This is a genomic window from Mesorhizobium sp. B2-4-6 (genome assembly GCF_006442775.1).
Classification (GTDB): Bacteria; Pseudomonadota; Alphaproteobacteria; order Rhizobiales; family Rhizobiaceae; genus Mesorhizobium.
The window spans coordinates 54149-69823 of the sequence record NZ_VFVI01000002.1; the positions used below are offsets into that span (position 1 = coordinate 54149).

The window sequence follows — 15675 nt, forward strand, 5'->3', positions numbered from 1 at the left end:
TCCCGGCATGCAAGATTTCGCTTGATGAGCGGGGGCTAGTCGAGCTTCAGGATGCGCCCCTTGTCGAGGCGGAATATTCCGTCATTGCCGCCTTGGGACTCAAAATCGGTCTGCAAATCGTCCCATGTGCCGAGATATTGCCCGCAATCAGCGCACCCGATTGGCGTTGAAGGCTGGGCGTCGGACGGGATCTGGAGGCGGATCGTCCCGCAAAAGGGGCACTCCAAAAGGTGATCCAGATATGCGCCTGCCATTGGCTTCATTCAGGGAACCTCGGCGTCGAATTCAACCGCAAATCCTGCGTCGATCGCGGCTCGTGCGATGTGATCGCCAAGTTGCCAATCCGTCAACTCGCAGAGTGGGAACATCTCTCTCACGGCATGGACAGAGTCGGCGACCGAAATGCTGGGGTCGTCGACCTTATCGATCAGGTAGCGGACAATCGCCTGCCGAACGTCCGACGAAATGGCTGTCTGGGCGACCGTGAGCATCTCCGACCCTTACGAATGGAGCCGCATTTCCTCGCCTTCGGCCATCGTTGCGTCGAAGGCCACGGGAATGCCGTGAACGATGCAGGCTGCCGCCAACATACCCTCCAACTCGTGGTCGCTGGTTCTGCAGGCAGGCATAAGTGTCCGGATGGCGCGGATTGCCTGTGAGATGGAAAGGAACCGGGCTCGACCCCTGGAAAGGACATAGGCCTCGGTCGCCTTTTCAACCGTGACGCTATGAAAAGCGTTGGTCATTGCAAGTTCCTCCCTGCACCCAAACCAACGTGATTTACGCCCTATTTTCAGCGGCCATCAAGCATATGTACGCTTCCGGACAATCAGCCGGAGACAATGCCGAAATGGCGTTGCTCTTCCTCGCCATAGGCACCGTGTGTGAGCTTTATCAGTCCGCTGCGATCGACGATCGCGATCTCGCCGCGTCTGGCTTGGACCAGCCCCCGATATTCAAGCATTTGCAGGGCCGTTGTGACCCCAGGGCGCCGGGCGCCAAGCATGGTCGCTAGAAATTCGTGCGTCAGGTAAATCCTGCTTCCTGAAGAGCGATCGTGGACCATGAGCAGCCACCGAGCCAGTCGCTCCTCGATCTTCGAGTGGCCGTTGACCAGCGCCGTCCGGGAGGCCTGGATGAGGAAGGCGTTGGCATAGCGAAGCAACGATCGGCCAAGGGTCGGGCTTTTTGCGAGGGCCGTGCGAAGGTTTTCAACCGGCAGGCACCAGCCCTGGCCAGCGATCTGAATATAGGTCTCGTTGGGAGAGCTCTCCTGGCCGAGAATGACCGTAACACCCGTCATACCATCGTGGCCGATGATGCCGACTTCGCTTTGGCGCCCCCCAGTCATGGTAGCGACTACCGAAGCGATCCCCGTCTCGGGAAAATACACCTGCTCTATCGGCTGATAGGGGACCTCTAGCTGTTCTCTGATGCCCAGTTCGACGTGATGCATCGACGGCTGCAAGAGGGCGAAATCGTCACGGGCGAGGGATTTCAGTACGTGGTTGCGAAAAGTGGATTGAGGCATGGCTCTTCTCCCGTTGCGGGCAAGAGCACTTTCCTCTCACGGTCGGCTGCATCCGTACGTGTCTGGCGGCCGATATCGAAAGCATAGGCTTCGGACGGCCGATTAGCAACGACGGCTCGTTTGCATGCCAAACTTTGCCTGCCGGAATTCGCATCGTTTCGCGTGATGATTTGCGCGGTGTCACAAGCCTTGGCTGGGGCGGCACGTTACCCCTGCGTATACCCCTTAATCCCCGGCGTTGAAAAAGATAGCGGCTTTGCAAAGTGTTGGGCGCCCGCCGCCTCAAGTGCCGCGTTTAGATTTGCGGGGGAAGACTGGAAGACCGACTTTCTGGTGCCCCCGGCAGGGATCGAACCCGCGACCTTCGGTTTACAAAACCGCTGCTCTACCAGCTGAGCTACAAGGGCATGGCGCTCCGGTAGCATATTTCGTGCGCCAGTAAAGACAAAACTCCGTTTCGGCTTGCCAACGGACCCGGCGCTAAGCCGGCATGCTGAAAAGCAGCGCGCCGCTTCCTACATCCTCTTCAGGTGCAATCGCATCGAAGGGGTGCCGCATGATCAGATTCGTCATCATCCTGCCGCTCATCGTCGTGACGTGGCTTCTGCTGGTTAAGGTCGTCAGCGATCTGAAGAAGGCCAATATCGACTGGACCGGCGTCGCCACCTTCGTCGGCTTCATCGTGCTGGCGTTCTGGCTGAGGCACGTCACGGGGATGGGATAGAGTGAGTAGTCAGTAGTCGATAGTGAGTAGTGAGTATTTGTCGCCAGCCCTGCAGGCTTCTACTCACTACTGACTACTGACTATTCACTCGATCCTTCGAACCTTTTGCCGCTTCGCCACGACTGATCTCCCGAGAGGCGAATGGTCGCCTCGATCAAGGATCCAGGAGATCATCATGTTGAAGCGTACCCTTACGTCCGGCCTCGTCGCCGTTTTCGTTGCGACCGGCGCGCTCGCCGCCACGGTGGAAGCGTCCTCGGCCCATGGCAATCATCATCATCATAACCATCATCACCACAATCATCATCACCACAATCATCACGGCAAGCCCTGGTGGTGGCACCACAATCATCATCACCACCACGGCAAGGTGATCATCTTCCTTTGACGAGAAGACCATTTGTCTTCGAAGGGCGGCCTCGGGCCGCCCTTTTTTGCATTTCGGGGCGATCGGCAGTCGGAGGCGGGAGAAAGGCCGCGAAAATCGTCGGCGAAAAAATCTCGAAAAATCTTCGAACCTTTTCTCGGCTTGCTGCGACCCATGATCAAGAGGCGGATGGTTCGCCTCTCCACCGAAACCCAGGAGATCGTCATGTTCAAGCGCACCATCGTTTCCGGCCTCATCGCCACCTCCGTCGCCGCCGGCTCGCTCGTCGGCACCGTCCAGCCTTCGGCCGCCCACGACCATCATCACCGCCGCGAGCTCGGCATCGGCATCGCCGCCGGCGTCGGCGGTTTCGTGCTCGGCAGCCTGCTCGCCCAGCAGCCCCGCACCGTCTATGTCGAAGACGGCGGCTACGACTCGATCCACGTTCGCCGTTGCTACGCCCGCTACGCTAGCTACGACGAGCGCTCCGACACCTATATGAGCTATGACGGTCCGCGCTATTGCCGGCTCTGAGAGAGAGCTAACCAACGACAGGAGAGGGGCTGCGCGCGGCCCCTTTTCTTGCGTTTGACTGTTAGAGGACACGCCACATGGGCTTAATTTGAAGCGGACAATTGTCCTGTTTCCGCAAGTTAGGAATTGGGCTTCAGCTCCGGCAACGCCAATCCCGCCATGCGGCAGGCGCCGCTGACTGAAACGTCGTTTATCGCGACGAGTTCGAAACTGTTTCCGGCATCGGAATAGATCTTGCCGATGAACGCTTCGCTGCCGCCGGGAGAGCCCTTGTCGTCGACATAGCCGCACACCACGGTCTCGTCGCGGCCGTTCAGCGTGCGCTCTCCGGCAAGCATCGCTCCGAACTTTGCGGCGAGAGGGTTTTTCAGGTGCTGGCGGACGCCGGCGGTGATGATCTCCTCCAGGGCCAGCGAAATCGGAATGGGATCGACCTGTGGGTTGCTGCTGGGGCTGCCGACGGGTGCTGCCGGCGGCGGTGTCGTCGCCACGCATCCGCAAAGTGAAGCGGCGGATAGGAGATAAGCTGTTTTCCGCATCCATGCCCTTTCGCATGCATTCCAACGCCGCGGCAAGACAGCCCTGCGTCCGGCCCGGCCGTGGCCGGCTCTTGCGGAGCAACCACCGATGTACAGCGATTTTGCAAGCGTTTAGTCTGGCTTTGACGGCAATCGAGGGGAGGGTGGCTTGAACAATCAGGATCCCAGGGAAGAACGGGTCGAACCGGTTTTCCGCAACGGCACCATCACCATCGTCGGCATCCTGCTGGCGTTCTCGCTAGGCTTCATCACCCATTGGGCGGCCAACCCGATCCCATGGCAGACCTACCATCTGATTGCCGTCCTGCCGATCCTGGTCGGCATTGCGCTACAGATCCGGGCGCTTGCCATTCTGCTCGACATCAAATCCCTCCAACGAAGCATTCATGACCGCGCCAGTCGCATATTCATCGCCGGCCTCATCTTGGCGGCCTGTGGCGTCGGGCTGGCCATCTTGCTCGATTTCTTCGACATATCGGCAAAGAGCGCTTTGCCCGGCGCTTCCTAGTCAGAACGCTTTGCCGCCGCCGATCATCTTCGTCACTTCGACCGCGGCGTCGCGCACCAGCGGGCCGATCTCGGCCAGCCGCTCGGGCGTGACGCGCACCGTTGGCCCGGACACCGAAACGCCGCCGATCGGCTCGCCATATTCGTTGAAGATGGCGGCGGCCACGCAGCGCATGCCGGGATGGCGTTCCTCGTCGTCGACCGACCAGCCGCGACGCTTGATGGTTGCCAGATCGTGGGCGAGCGCCGAAATGTCGGACAGCGTCTTGTCGGTGTAGCGCTGCAGGCCCGCCTTGCGCAGGATGGCAGCGACCCGTTCCGGCTTGAGATGCGCCAGCACCGCCTTGCCGATTCCGGAAGCATGGAAGGGGCTGCGTGTGCCCGGCCGGAAGAAGGCGCGGATCGCCTGGTGCGTCTCGACCTGGCTGACGAAGACGACGCAATCGTCCTCGGCGACGCCGAGATTGGCTGTCTCGCCGGTCTTTTCCATGAGTTCCTGCATGACGATACGGGCGCGGTCGACGAGCTTGCGCCGGCGCAGGAAGGCCGCGCCCATGCGGTAGGTCTCAACGCCGACCGACCAGAGCTGGTCGGTCGTATCGAACTCGACCATGCCGTGGTTTTCCAGCGTCGTCAGCATGCGATAGGCGGTGGAGGCGGCAATGCCGCTTTGCGCCGCGATTTCGCTGAGCGACAGCCCGCTGGCCTCGGCGACGATCGCGAGGATCCGCAGCGCCCGGTCGAGCGACTGTACCGACGCTGCTTCGGACGGGCCGTTGAAGGCGCGCGGCCGCCCGCGCTGGCGTTTTTCGGTCGTTTCCATGCCCGTCATTCTCGCCGATTTGACGGCGGGTGCAATGAAAAAGTTTTTCAGTGATCATCGCGGTGGATTTTATGGAAAACGAAAAACAAAATAAAATCAGTCAACAAGGGGAGTTTTCTAGAAATGAAAAAATATTCTGAAAAAATTGAAAAATCGAAAGGGCGCTGTCATTGTCAAGCCAACCAACGAAATGGAGACTGTCATGGCCAGGATGCGTGCTGTCGACGCAGCGGTCCTAGTTCTCGAAAAGGAAGGCATCACCAATGCCTTCGGCGTGCCCGGCGCGGCTATCAACCCGCTCTATTCGGCACTGAAGGCGCGCGGCACCATACGCCACGTGCTCGCCCGCCATGTCGAGGGCGCTTCGCATATGGCCGAAGGCTATACGCGGGCCAAGGCCGGCAATATCGGGCTGTGCATCGGCACCTCCGGTCCTGCCGGCACCGACATGATCACCGGTCTCTATTCGGCCGCGGCGGATTCGATCCCGATCCTCTGCATCACCGGCCAGGCGCCGCGCGCCCGTCTCAACAAGGAGGATTTCCAGGCCGTCGACATTGCTTCGATCGCCGCACCCGTCGCCAAATGGGCGGTCACCGTCATGGAGCCCTATCTGGTGCCGATGGCGCTGCAGAAGGCGTTCCACCTGATGCGCTCTTCGCGGCCGGGTCCGGTTCTGGTCGATCTGCCGGTCGACGTGCAATTGGCCGAGATCGAGTTCGACATCGATGCCTATGAGCCGCTTGCTCCGTTCAAGCCGGCGATGACGCGCGCCCAGGCCGAAAAGGCGCTTTCGATGCTAAACGAAGCGGAAAAGCCGCTGATCGTCGCCGGCGGCGGCATCATCAACGCCGACGCTTCCGATCTCTTGATCGAGTTCGCCGAAATCACCGGCGTGCCGGTCATCCCGACGCTGATGGGCTGGGGCGCGATCCCCGACGACCATCGGCTGATGGCCGGCATGTGCGGCCTGCAGACCTCGCACCGCTATGGCAATGCCACGATGCTGGCGTCCGACTTCGTCTTCGGCATCGGCAACCGCTGGGCCAACCGCCACACCGGCTCGGTCGACGTCTACACCAAGGGCAAGAAATTCATCCATGTCGACATCGAACCCACCCAGATCGGCCGCGTCTTCGCGCCGGATCTCGGTCTCGTCTCGGATGCGGGTGCCGCGCTGAAGATCCTGCTCGACGTCGCCACCGAATGGCGCACCGCCGGCAAGCTGCGCGACTGGTCGGGCTGGGCCAAGGAATGCCAGCAGCGCAAGAAGACGATGAAGCGCAAGACGCATTTCGAGCAGGTGCCGCTGAAGCCGCAGCGCGTCTATGAGGAAATGAACAAGGCGTTCGCCCGCGACACCACCTATGTCACCACGATCGGCCTGTCGCAGATCGCCGGCGCGCAGTTCCTTCACGTCTACAAGCCGCGCAACTGGATCAATTGCGGCCAGGCCGGCCCGCTCGGCTGGACGCTGCCGGCGGCGCTCGGCGTGCGCGCCGCCGATCCGGACCGCGACATCGTCGCGCTCTCCGGCGACTACGACTTCCAGTTCATGATCGAGGAACTGGCCGTCGGCGCGCAGCACAAGCTGCCTTACATCCACGTCGTCGTGAACAACGCCTATCTCGGCCTGATCCGCCAGGCGCAGCGCGGCTTTTCGATGGACTACGAGGTGAGCCTTGCCTTCGAGAACGTCAACCGTGCAGGCGATCCGGAAGCGGGCTACGGCGTCGACCATGTCGCGGTCGCCGAGGCGATGGGCTGCAAGGCGGTCCGCGTGAAGAAGCCCGAGGAATTCGCCGGCGCCTTCAAGGAAGCGCAGCGGCTGATGAAGGAGCACCAGGTTCCGGTCGTCCTCGAATTCATCCTCGAGCGCGTCACCAACATTTCCATGGGCACGGAAATCGACAAGATCACCGAGTTCGAGGAACTTGCCGAACGCAACGAGGATGCGCCGACGGCCATCATGATGTTGGATTGAGTTTCAGGCGGGCGAAGGAGAAAAAGCATGCCGCGTTTTTCAGCCAATCTTTCGATGCTCTTCGGCGAGCATGAGTTCCTCGATCGCTTCGACGCCGCGGCCCGCGCCGGCTTCAAGGGTGTCGAATATATCGGCCCCTATGATCATGCGCCGGACGTCGTCGCGGCTCGCCTGAAGAAGAACGGCCTCAGCCAGGTTCTCTTCAACCTGCCGGCCGGCGACTGGGCGAAGGGCGAGCGCGGCATTGCCGTGCTGCCGGACCGCGTGCCGGAATTTCGCCAGGGCGTCGCCAAGGCGATCAGCTACGCCCATGCGCTGGGCTGCGAGCAGATCAACTGCCTGGCCGGCATCGCGCCGCAAGGGGCTGACCGCACGGTGCTGGAGAACGTCTTTGCCGACAATCTCGCCTTCGCGGCCGAGAAGCTGGAGCAGGCCGGTATCAGGCTCTTGATCGAGCCGATCAACACTCGCGACATACCGGGCTTCTTCCTCAACTTCAGCGACCAGGCGCTGGCGCTGATCGACCGCATCGGCTCGAAGAATATCTATCTGCAATACGACATCTATCACATGCAGATCATGGAGGGGGATCTCGCCCGTACCATCGAGGCGAACCTCGGTCGCATCGCGCATATCCAGCTTGCGGACAATCCCGGCCGTCACGAGCCGGGGACGGGCGAGATCAACTATCCTTTCCTCTACGACCACATCGACCGCCTCGGCTATTCCGGCTGGATCGGCGCCGAGTACAAGCCGAAGGCCGGCACGGAAGCCGGGCTCGGCTGGTTCCGCGAATTCGCCGGGCAGGGAAGCGCGGCGGCTTAAGAGCCGGCGCCGAAGCTGCCAATCTCCCCCACATGGGGGAGAGGTCCGGCAGGACAGAGAGAGGCGCGAAGGAACGCGACCTCGACAATTACGACGGGAGAACATCAATGGAAACCATCGGTTTCATTGGCCTCGGCATCATGGGCGCGCCAATGGCGGGACATCTTCGTGACGCCGGCTACAGGGTCATCGCCAGCGATCACCGCTCCAAGCCGCCGGCCGATCTCTTGGCCAAGGGCCTGAAGACCGTTTCCGGCCACGACGCGGTGGCCAAGGCCGCCGACATCATCATCACCATGGTGCCTGACACCCCGCAGGTCGCCGACGTGCTGTTCGGCGAGAACGGCGTCGCCGCTGGGCTGTCGAAGGGCAAGCTCGTCATCGACATGAGCTCGATCTCGCCGATCGCGACCAAGGAATTCGCGAAGAAGATCAACGAGCTCGGCTGCGATTATCTCGACGCGCCGGTGTCGGGCGGCGAGGTCGGCGCCAAGGCTGCATCGCTGACCATCATGGTCGGCGGCGAGGAGAAGGCCTTCGAACGGGCAAAGCCGGTCTTCGAGAAGATGGGCAAGAACATCACGCTGGTCGGCCCGAATGGGGTCGGCCAGACCACCAAGGTCGCCAACCAAATCGTGGTCGCATTGACCATCGAAGCGGTCGGCGAAGCTCTCGTCTTTGCCTCGAAGGCCGGTGCCGATCCGGCCAAGGTCAGGCAGGCGCTGATGGGCGGGCTCGCCGCCTCGCGCATTCTCGAAGTGCATGGCGAGCGCATGATCAAGCGCACTTTTGCGCCCGGCTTCCGCATCGAACTGCACCAGAAGGACCTCAATCTGGCGTTGGAAGGCGCCAAGGCGCTGGGCGTGTCGCTGCCCAACACTTCAACGACACAGCAGCTGTTCAATTCCTGCGCCGCCAATGGCGGGTCCAGCGAAGATCACTCGGCGCTGGTCAGGGCGCTGGAGCGGATGGCGGCGCATGAGGTTGGCGCGGAAGCGGCGCAAGCCAAGGGCAAGGCGGCTTAGGTCAGGGGACGGCGGCTCAACGTTCCCACGCCGCTTGCTCTTTTCCTGTCAGAGAACGGGTTCCCGCGTCGTCGCTGGGACCCGTTTTCGCTTCGATGCCCAGGGACCGATCCGGGTTCAGCGCCTCAGGAATGCGTTCGCCGCGTAGAGGCTCACCGCCGCCGCGTTCGACACGTTGAGCGAGTGGATGGCGCCCGGCATGTCGAGGCGAGCGAGCGCGGCCACCGTCTCGCGGGTCTTCTGGCGCAGGCCCTTGCCTTCGGCGCCCAGCACCAGGGCGATCTTTTCGCCGTCGAAGGATTTTTCCAGCTCGGCCGGCCCTTCGGAATCGAGTCCGATGGTCTGGAAACCGGCCTCGTGCAACTGACCCAGCGCATCGGCGAGGTTCTTCACCTCGATCTGGTCGATATGCTCCAGCGCGCCGGAGGCGGATTTGGCCAGCACGCCGGATTCCTGCGGGCTGTGGCGGGCGGTTGTGATCAGCGCGCCGGCGCCGAAGGCGACGGCGGAGCGCAGGATCGCGCCGACATTGTGCGGGTCCGTCACCTGGTCCAGCACCAGCACCAGCTTTGTGTCGCCGAGGGCGTCGAGACGCTTGGCCTTGAGCGGCTCCGCCTCGATCAGCACGCCCTGGTGCACGGCGTCGGACCCTGTGATCCTGTCGATGTCTTTCGGTTCGACCAGTTCGGCCTTGAAGGGCAGGGCGGCAAGGTCGCCGATCGAAAGCCGCTCGGCTGCGTTGCGGGTCACCAGCATCTTCCTGATCCTGCGGCGCGGATTGTCGAGCGCGGCCCGCACCGTGTGCAGGCCGTAAAGCCGCACCAGCCCGTCGGCGGGCGCGTCGCCCGGCTGCATCGGCTGGCGCGGCCGGAATGCCGGCGGCCCGCCCGCTTTCTGGTCGCGGTGCGCACGCCTCAGCTTGGCGTAGTGGGTGTCCTTGCGCGTGCCGGGCTTGTTGTTTTTATCGTCGCTCATGGCGGCTTCTATAGCCGTCCCGTCCGGCTAAGGATATGGGCTGAAGACATGAATGCCTGACATCCTCGAAAAACCCTCGCCGCGCCGGTTGACACCCACCGGCCTTGCCGCCATAAGGCGCTTCGCTGATTTCGGAGAAGATCTTACTCGGGCTTCGGATCGGCGAAAAATGCCTCGTTGCATGGCTCCGGCGGCAGACTGGAGAGGTGCCCGAGTGGTTAAAGGGGACGGACTGTAAATCCGTTGGCTTAGCCTACGTTGGTTCGAATCCAACCCTCTCCACCACTGCCGGCCCGGAAGCCCTGAAACGAAAAGTCCCGGACCGAAAGTGCATGGCGCTTTTCGGGTGAATCCGGTACCTCAGTGCAAGGCGCGGGTATAGCTCAGTGGTAGAGCAGCAGCCTTCCAAGCTGAATATGCGGGTTCGATTCCCGCTACCCGCTCCAGATTTTCTCCTCGCATCCCCCAAAGAAAACGCCGCGCGCCGTGGCACGCAGCGTTTCCATCTTATCCAGACGTTTAGCTGTTGAAGGCCGACGCCACCTGGTGTGGCTGCGGCACCTGGCCATTCGGCGTCAGCTTGTCGACGATGCCGGGCAGCGCCGTGGAGAGCTGCTGCAGCAATTCCTGCTCGTTCATACCGGTGCGCTGCGCGATCTCGCGGATCACCGCGGGGCCGAGCGCCGAGCCGAGATCGCCCGGGTTGATCGACTGGTTTTGGCCGGTGCCGACCCATGAATCGGCGACGTTGCCATGGCCGGCATTCTTCAGCTTGTCGAGCAGTCCGCCGAGACCGCCGAGCAGGCCGCCATCGGCGGACGCGTCGGTTCCCGTGGGCGTCGGCACCGGCGCTTGCGGCGTGGCCGCCTCTTCGCTTCTGCCGCTCAGCATCTTGCCGACCAAAAGCGCGCCGAGCGCGATCATCAGGGGTTTGGTGATATTGCCGCCCGGAACGGCATTGTCGAAAAGGCCCATAATGGATCTCCTTATCCAGCCAAGTCCGCCCGGCCCCACAATGGCGCAAACGGACGGAATTTCAAGCTGTCTTGAGCTTTTGACAATCATATGACCATGATGGCGCCGCGGGGAAATTTGGAGGGAATTATGGGCATTATCAGCTGGATCATTCTGGGCATCGTTGCCGGCTTCATCGGCAGCAAGATCGTCAACAAGACCGGTCAGGGCATGATCATGGATATCGTGCTCGGCATCGTCGGCGCCATTGTCGGCGGCGTTATCTTCAGCGCCTTCGGCGCGTCGGGCGTCACCGGCCTCAACATCTGGAGCCTGATCGTGGCCGTCATCGGCTCGGTCGTCGTGCTGTGGGCCTATCACCAGATTTCCGGCAAGCGCACGCTTTAGGGAATCAATGCGCGGCAGCTGAAAGGCTACCGCGCACGGAATTGTCGAGGGCCGGCGCGCGAGGCGCGCCGCGGCCGGCTGGTTCGCTTTGGATCGTTGGGGCGGGGCAGTTCGGCAATGGCGGTGCAGATCGAAGGGCTTGCCGTTACCTACTATCCGATCCCGAAAAGCGGCACCAGCAGCGCCAGGGCCGCCTCGTTTATCCGCGAACGCTGCGCAACTTCATCGATTTTCTCGCAGCGCCCGCTGAAGAGAAGGGTAAGGCGTGTTGGGGTGATGAGGTAACGGTTAGGCGACCATGGCCAGTCGGCGCCTTCGTTCGTCGAGCGAGACGATCGCCAGGCCACTGGCCATCACAACCAGGATGCCGCAGACGGCGAGCGCGTTGGGAAACTGGCCGAATACCAGCAGCCCGGAAATGACCGCCCAGACGGTAAAGCAGTAATAGAAGGGCGCGACCGCGCTTGTCGGCCCGACCCGGTAGGCCATGAAGATGAAGAAATGGCCGAAGATCAGGAACAGGCCGGCGCCGGCGATCAGCAGCAGGTGATGTCCTTCCGGCATCACCCATCGCTCGGAGACGAGATGCGCCGCGCCTGAGCCGACCAGCACCACCACGACAGCCGAGATGGCGACGATCATGCCCGGCACCTCGGCGCCCACCTTGCGTCCGGCAAGGTCGCGCACCGCCGCGAAGGCGGCGTTGCCGAGCGCGAGCAGCGCATAGACCGAAATGCCTTGCATGGTCGGCTGCGCCACCATGATCGCCCCGACAAAGCCAAGACCGATCAGCGCCATGCGCGTGGCGCCAATCTTTTCGCCGAACAGCATCGAGGAGCCGACCAGCACGATGAGCGGCGTGACCTGCCCGAGCGCGGTGGAATCCGCGATCTGCATGTTGGCCAAGGCGACGACATAGCAGAGGATCGCCAGAAGCTCGAACAGGTTGCGGCGCAGCACCTTGCGCTCGAAGAGCAGCGGGATCTGCCTTGCGTAGCCCAGCATCAGAAGCAGCGGCACGCCCCACAGCGTGGCGGCCGCGCCGCGCAGAAGGAGCACTTCATAGGGCGGCAGTCCGGCGGTCGCGAGCTTCATCATCGTGTCGTTGACGAGGTAGGACCCCGTCGAGACGATCATGAACAGCGGACCGCGGATATTTGCCGGAATGAACTGCATCCGGCGAACAAGATCAGAGCGGCGCGGCGGCGGCAATGGGCCAGCCCGGAGCCTTTGATTCTACGCGCAGCGCCCTTATATCCGCGCCATATCCCACTGAAATCGACCGTTGGTTCGGGTCGAGCGGGAATCCGCTCAGCCACAAGGCACTTGTGTTTTTCGGCCGTTGTCGCTAATCGCCCCGCATTCGACTGAACTGAAGGTCAAGGCCGTCCAAGGAAAGAGACTATGGCAAAAGGTAAATTCGAGCGCACCAAGCCGCATGTGAACATTGGCACGATCGGCCACGTCGATCATGGCAAGACGTCGCTGACGGCGGCGATCACGAAGTATTTTGGCGAATACAAGCGCTATGACCAGATCGACGCGGCCCCCGAAGAGAAGGCGCGCGGCATCACGATCTCGACGGCGCATGTCGAGTATGAGACGGCCAACCGTCACTATGCCCACGTCGACTGCCCCGGCCACGCCGACTATGTGAAGAACATGATCACGGGTGCCGCGCAGATGGACGGCGCGATCCTGGTCGTTTCGGCCGCCGACGGCCCGATGCCGCAGACCCGCGAGCACATCCTGCTTGCCCGCCAGGTCGGCGTTCCCTCGATCGTGGTGTTCCTGAACAAGGTCGACCAGGTCGACGACGCCGAGCTGCTGGAACTGGTCGAGCTCGAGGTTCGCGAGCTTCTGTCGAAGAACGAGTTCCCCGGCGACGACATTCCGATCGTCAAGGGTTCGGCTCTGGCTGCGTTGGAAGACTCCAACAAAACCATCGGCGAGGACGCCATCCGCGAGCTGATGGCGCAGGTCGACGCCTATATCCCGACGCCGGTGCGTCCGCTGGACAAGCCGTTCCTGATGCCGATCGAGGACGTGTTCTCGATCTCGGGCCGCGGCACGGTGGTGACCGGCCGCGTCGAGCGCGGCATCGTCAAGGTCGGCGAGGAACTGGAGATCGTCGGCATCCGTCCGACCACCAAGACGACCTGCACGGGCGTGGAGATGTTCCGCAAGCTGCTCGACCAGGGCCAGGCCGGCGACAACATCGGCGCGCTCTTGCGCGGCGTCGACCGTGAAGGCGTGGAGCGCGGCCAGGTTCTGGCCAAGCCCGGCACGGTGAAGCCGCACAAGAAGTTCGTGGCCGAAGCCTACATCCTGACCAAGGACGAGGGCGGCCGTCACACGCCGTTCTTCACCAACTACCGTCCGCAGTTCTACTTCCGCACGACGGACGTGACGGGCATCGTGACGCTGCCGGCGGGCACCGAGATGGTGATGCCCGGCGACAACATCACCGTCGACGTCGAGCTGATCGTGCCGATCGCGATGGAAGAGAAGCTGCGCTTCGCCATCCGTGAAGGCGGCCGCACCGTCGGTGCCGGCATCGTCGTCACCATCAAGGAATAATCGATCCGGGACTTGCCGGTTCGACAAGGAAAGGGCGGCCTTCGGGCCGCCCTTTTGTTTTGGAACGGTATCGCGCGGCCCTTTTCAAAGCTGTTGCAAGCCCCGTCCCCGCAACTAGTATGGGTTGTACCCAGGGGCTTGCCAGACGTGGTTTCCACATTCCGTTCAAAGACCATGCGGTGTTGGCGCGGGCTGCTTCGGCTGGGATTGGCCGCCGCCATGGGGCTGGCCGCCTTCGGCACCGCCGCAAAGGAGGAGCCGCCGGACTACGGTCCGGCGATGCGCTTCGTCGTCGTGCGCAGCAGCGCGCCGGGCTGCGAGCCGAACTGCCCGGAATGGATTTCCGCCGAAGGCACGATCGAGGCCGGCACGCCGGCGCAGCTGAGACGCCTGCTGAAGACGCTCGGCGGAAGGCCACTGCCGATCGTCGTCAATTCTCCCGGCGGCAACGTCGATGCCGCGCTGCAGCTTGGCCGCATGGTCCGCAAGAACAAGCTCGATATCGCGGTCGGCATCACGGAGTTTTCCGGCTGCTCGCCGGGGATGAAGAACTGCTTGGACAATGACGGCAAGGACCAGCCCTATTCCGGCCTCGCTTATGACAGCGGCGCGATGTGTAATTCGGCCTGTCCGCTGATGTTTGCCGGCGGCATCCGCCGCGTGGTCGGCGAATGGGCCTATCTCGGTGTGCATCAGATCACCACCACCTACCAGCGCGAGAAGCTGCTCTACCGCACCACCTATCGGATCGTGAACGGCAAGAAGAAGATCGTCAGCACCAGGATCGTCAGCCGCAAGAATGCCGGTAGCTACAAGACCTACGAGATGAGCAAGGCGATCGAGAAGCGGCTGTCGGCCTATCTGAAGGAAATGGGTGTCGAGCAGGGCATGCTGGGCGTGATGAAGGCGACGCCTGCCAGCGACATCAGGCAGATCGAGCCCGAAGACATGCTGGAGATGAAACTCGTCACCAGTCTCGATTCGCTCGACCTGCTGACCGAGAGAACCATTTGCCAGCGCAATCCGGCGCCGGCGAATTGTCGCGAGGTTCCCGCGAACGGCGCGCCGGCCGCGGTCGCGGCCGTCGAAGCCGGGCCTTCACACATTGCGCCGGTTCCCGCGCCGGCGCCGCAGGCCCGCGAACAGGAGATGCGCTTCGTTCTCGTTCGCGGCGGCAATCCGCTTTGCAATCCCGATTGTCCGGAATGGATTTCGGCGGAAGGCACGATCGCCGCAGGTACGGCCGACAAGCTTCGCCAACTGCTCGATACGATCCGTGAGCGCCGGTTACCCGTCGTAATCAACTCGCCGGGTGGAGATGTGCAGGCCGCGCTTGCCGCGGGCAGGCTGATCCGCGAGCGCGGCTTGGATGTTGCGGTCGCCCGAACGGATTTTCTCGACTGCGACCCAGGCACAGTGGGGTGCGTCGCACCCGACGGTCTCCATGCGGGCCTCACCATCGATACAGGCGCCGAATGCGACGCCGCCTGCGCGGTGATGATCGCCGGCGGCGTCCGGCGCCTGGTTGGCGCCGGTGCGCATTTTCTGGTGCATTCCATGGGCATGGAAGACAAGGTCAGGGCGTATCTTGACGAAATGGCGGTCGGCTCGGGCTTTTTCGCCGCCATGCAGTCGGCCGAATATGCAAAGCACAGGGAACTCAGCCGGGACGAACTGAAGACATTCGGGCTGACAACCGGGCCGCAATCGGTGGACGCGCTGACGGGCGCAACCATTTGCAGATCCGCACCCAGGCCGGACAATTGCCGGGTTCTTCCGGCCGCCGATGCCGAGGCGAAGGCGCCGGCGAAGCTCTAACGCCTTATACTGGCCATCGAGCGAGGTTGAGCAGGCCGGGGCGCTGCCGCTATCTTCCGTCCCAGCGTTGGCAAAGTGGAG

Annotated in this window: 18 protein-coding genes and 3 tRNA genes; 12 read left to right on the forward strand and 9 right to left on the reverse strand. The window is 62.6% G+C overall.

The window, feature by feature from the left end; genetic code table 11:
* Positions 1 to 35: 35 nt before the first annotated feature.
* The 4 genes from FJ957_RS06075 to FJ957_RS06095 all read right to left on the reverse strand — a co-directional run bounded on the left by FJ957_RS06075 (position 36) and on the right by FJ957_RS06095 (position 1938).
* Positions 36 to 254 (reverse strand): hypothetical protein, encoded by a 219-nt coding sequence (locus tag FJ957_RS06075; protein ID WP_140829695.1) that lies wholly within the window; start codon positions 252 to 254, stop codon positions 36 to 38.
* A 9-nt stretch (positions 255 to 263) separates the two neighbouring features.
* Positions 264 to 491, reverse strand: coding sequence for a hypothetical protein (locus FJ957_RS06080; RefSeq protein WP_140829697.1), 228 nt, complete (start codon positions 489 to 491; stop codon positions 264 to 266).
* Between the two features lie 338 nt (positions 492 to 829).
* Positions 830 to 1531 carry a Crp/Fnr family transcriptional regulator gene (locus tag FJ957_RS06090; protein WP_140829699.1) on the reverse strand — a complete coding sequence of 234 codons (702 nt, stop codon included), beginning with the start codon at positions 1529 to 1531 and terminating at the stop codon, positions 830 to 832.
* A 331-nt stretch (positions 1532 to 1862) separates the two neighbouring features.
* Positions 1863 to 1938 (reverse strand) — tRNA-Thr (locus FJ957_RS06095).
* Between the two features lie 149 nt (positions 1939 to 2087).
* On the opposite strand from FJ957_RS06095, the gene FJ957_RS06100 reads away from it, so the two are divergent.
* The 3 genes from FJ957_RS06100 to FJ957_RS06110 all read left to right on the forward strand — a co-directional run bounded on the left by FJ957_RS06100 (position 2088) and on the right by FJ957_RS06110 (position 3156).
* A complete protein-coding gene (locus tag FJ957_RS06100; RefSeq protein ID WP_095767587.1) occupies positions 2088 to 2255 on the forward strand; it encodes a hypothetical protein in 168 nt (55 codons plus the stop codon).
* A gap of 175 nt (positions 2256 to 2430) precedes the next feature.
* Positions 2431 to 2643 (forward strand): hypothetical protein, encoded by a 213-nt coding sequence (locus tag FJ957_RS06105; RefSeq protein WP_140829701.1) that lies wholly within the window; start codon positions 2431 to 2433, stop codon positions 2641 to 2643.
* A gap of 204 nt (positions 2644 to 2847) precedes the next feature.
* Positions 2848 to 3156: a BA14K family protein gene (locus FJ957_RS06110; RefSeq protein WP_140829703.1), complete on the forward strand. Its 309-nt coding sequence runs from the start codon at positions 2848 to 2850 to the stop codon at positions 3154 to 3156.
* Between the two features lie 119 nt (positions 3157 to 3275).
* On the opposite strand, the gene FJ957_RS06115 is transcribed toward FJ957_RS06110, so the two are convergent.
* A complete protein-coding gene (locus FJ957_RS06115) occupies positions 3276 to 3647 on the reverse strand; it encodes a hypothetical protein (RefSeq protein ID WP_246685776.1) in 372 nt (123 codons plus the stop codon).
* 196 nt (positions 3648 to 3843) lie between these two features.
* Between FJ957_RS06115 and FJ957_RS06120 the strand changes: the two genes are divergently transcribed.
* Positions 3844 to 4203: a hypothetical protein gene (locus FJ957_RS06120; protein ID WP_140829707.1), complete on the forward strand. Its 360-nt coding sequence runs from the start codon at positions 3844 to 3846 to the stop codon at positions 4201 to 4203.
* Here FJ957_RS06120 and bhcR read toward each other — a convergent pair whose 3' ends face one another.
* Positions 4204 to 5025, reverse strand: a complete 822-nt coding sequence (gene bhcR, locus FJ957_RS06125; RefSeq protein ID WP_140829709.1) for an HTH-type transcriptional regulator BhcR — start codon at positions 5023 to 5025, stop codon at positions 4204 to 4206. It abuts the gene before it with no gap.
* A gap of 202 nt (positions 5026 to 5227) precedes the next feature.
* Here bhcR and gcl point away from each other — a divergent pair, with 202 nt between their 5' ends.
* From gcl to FJ957_RS06140, 3 genes are read left to right on the forward strand one after another with little or no spacing between them, the layout of a single operon-like run.
* A complete protein-coding gene (gene gcl, locus FJ957_RS06130) occupies positions 5228 to 7009 on the forward strand; it encodes a glyoxylate carboligase (protein WP_140829711.1) in 1782 nt (593 codons plus the stop codon).
* Between the two features lie 27 nt (positions 7010 to 7036).
* Positions 7037 to 7834 (forward strand): 2-oxo-tetronate isomerase, encoded by a 798-nt coding sequence (gene otnI, locus FJ957_RS06135; protein WP_140829713.1) that lies wholly within the window; start codon positions 7037 to 7039, stop codon positions 7832 to 7834.
* A 32-nt stretch (positions 7835 to 7866) separates the two neighbouring features.
* Positions 7867 to 8859, forward strand: coding sequence for a 2-hydroxy-3-oxopropionate reductase (locus FJ957_RS06140; protein WP_348642545.1), 993 nt, complete (start codon positions 7867 to 7869; stop codon positions 8857 to 8859).
* Positions 8860 to 8976: 117 nt separating this feature from the next.
* Here FJ957_RS06140 and FJ957_RS06145 read toward each other — a convergent pair whose 3' ends face one another.
* Positions 8977 to 9834, reverse strand: coding sequence for an RNA methyltransferase (locus tag FJ957_RS06145; protein WP_140829716.1), 858 nt, complete (start codon positions 9832 to 9834; stop codon positions 8977 to 8979).
* A 200-nt stretch (positions 9835 to 10034) separates the two neighbouring features.
* Between FJ957_RS06145 and FJ957_RS06150 the strand changes: the two genes are divergently transcribed.
* Positions 10035 to 10119, forward strand: a tRNA-Tyr gene (locus FJ957_RS06150).
* A gap of 87 nt (positions 10120 to 10206) precedes the next feature.
* Positions 10207 to 10280 (forward strand) — tRNA-Gly (locus FJ957_RS06155).
* Positions 10281 to 10353: 73 nt separating this feature from the next.
* Here the strand turns inward: FJ957_RS06155 and FJ957_RS06160 are convergent.
* The gene (locus FJ957_RS06160; protein ID WP_140829719.1) at positions 10354 to 10809 is read right to left on the reverse strand and encodes a YidB family protein; all 456 of its coding nucleotides are present in this window, start codon (positions 10807 to 10809) and stop codon (positions 10354 to 10356) included.
* 129 nt (positions 10810 to 10938) lie between these two features.
* Between FJ957_RS06160 and FJ957_RS06165 the strand changes: the two genes are divergently transcribed.
* Entirely contained in the window at positions 10939 to 11196 is a 258-nt protein-coding gene (locus tag FJ957_RS06165) for a GlsB/YeaQ/YmgE family stress response membrane protein (protein ID WP_027170387.1), read from the forward strand.
* A gap of 288 nt (positions 11197 to 11484) precedes the next feature.
* Here the strand turns inward: FJ957_RS06165 and FJ957_RS06170 are convergent, their stop codons facing one another.
* Positions 11485 to 12372, reverse strand: coding sequence for a DMT family transporter (locus tag FJ957_RS06170; protein WP_140829722.1), 888 nt, complete (start codon positions 12370 to 12372; stop codon positions 11485 to 11487).
* 228 nt (positions 12373 to 12600) lie between these two features.
* Here FJ957_RS06170 and tuf point away from each other — a divergent pair, with 228 nt between their 5' ends.
* On the forward strand, positions 12601 to 13776 hold the full coding sequence (tuf, locus tag FJ957_RS06175) for an elongation factor Tu (RefSeq protein ID WP_140646975.1): 1176 nt from the start codon (positions 12601 to 12603) through the stop codon (positions 13774 to 13776).
* Between the two features lie 219 nt (positions 13777 to 13995).
* A complete protein-coding gene (locus FJ957_RS06180) occupies positions 13996 to 15594 on the forward strand; it encodes a hypothetical protein (protein ID WP_246685777.1) in 1599 nt (532 codons plus the stop codon).
* Positions 15595 to 15675: the final 81 nt, after the last annotated feature.

Coding starts and splice junctions, on each gene's coding strand:
- FJ957_RS06165 (WP_027170387.1), top strand. CDS start 10,939: ATGGGCATTATCAGCTGGATCATTCTGGGCATCGTTGCCGGCTTCATC.
- FJ957_RS06075 (WP_140829695.1), bottom strand. CDS start 254: ATGGCAGGCGCATATCTGGATCACCTTTTGGAGTGCCCCTTTTGCGGG.
- gcl (WP_140829711.1), top strand. CDS start 5,228: ATGGCCAGGATGCGTGCTGTCGACGCAGCGGTCCTAGTTCTCGAAAAG.
- FJ957_RS06180 (WP_246685777.1), top strand. CDS start 13,996: ATGGGGCTGGCCGCCTTCGGCACCGCCGCAAAGGAGGAGCCGCCGGAC.
- FJ957_RS06110 (WP_140829703.1), top strand. CDS start 2,848: ATGTTCAAGCGCACCATCGTTTCCGGCCTCATCGCCACCTCCGTCGCC.
- otnI (WP_140829713.1), top strand. CDS start 7,037: ATGCCGCGTTTTTCAGCCAATCTTTCGATGCTCTTCGGCGAGCATGAG.
- FJ957_RS06170 (WP_140829722.1), bottom strand. CDS start 12,372: ATGCAGTTCATTCCGGCAAATATCCGCGGTCCGCTGTTCATGATCGTC.
- FJ957_RS06105 (WP_140829701.1), top strand. CDS start 2,431: ATGTTGAAGCGTACCCTTACGTCCGGCCTCGTCGCCGTTTTCGTTGCG.
- FJ957_RS06140 (WP_348642545.1), top strand. CDS start 7,867: ATGGGGGAGAGGTCCGGCAGGACAGAGAGAGGCGCGAAGGAACGCGAC.
- FJ957_RS06080 (WP_140829697.1), bottom strand. CDS start 491: ATGCTCACGGTCGCCCAGACAGCCATTTCGTCGGACGTTCGGCAGGCG.
- tuf (WP_140646975.1), top strand. CDS start 12,601: ATGGCAAAAGGTAAATTCGAGCGCACCAAGCCGCATGTGAACATTGGC.
- bhcR (WP_140829709.1), bottom strand. CDS start 5,025: ATGGAAACGACCGAAAAACGCCAGCGCGGGCGGCCGCGCGCCTTCAAC.
- FJ957_RS06090 (WP_140829699.1), bottom strand. CDS start 1,531: ATGCCTCAATCCACTTTTCGCAACCACGTACTGAAATCCCTCGCCCGT.
- FJ957_RS06145 (WP_140829716.1), bottom strand. CDS start 9,834: ATGAGCGACGATAAAAACAACAAGCCCGGCACGCGCAAGGACACCCAC.
- FJ957_RS06160 (WP_140829719.1), bottom strand. CDS start 10,809: ATGGGCCTTTTCGACAATGCCGTTCCGGGCGGCAATATCACCAAACCC.
- FJ957_RS06100 (WP_095767587.1), top strand. CDS start 2,088: ATGATCAGATTCGTCATCATCCTGCCGCTCATCGTCGTGACGTGGCTT.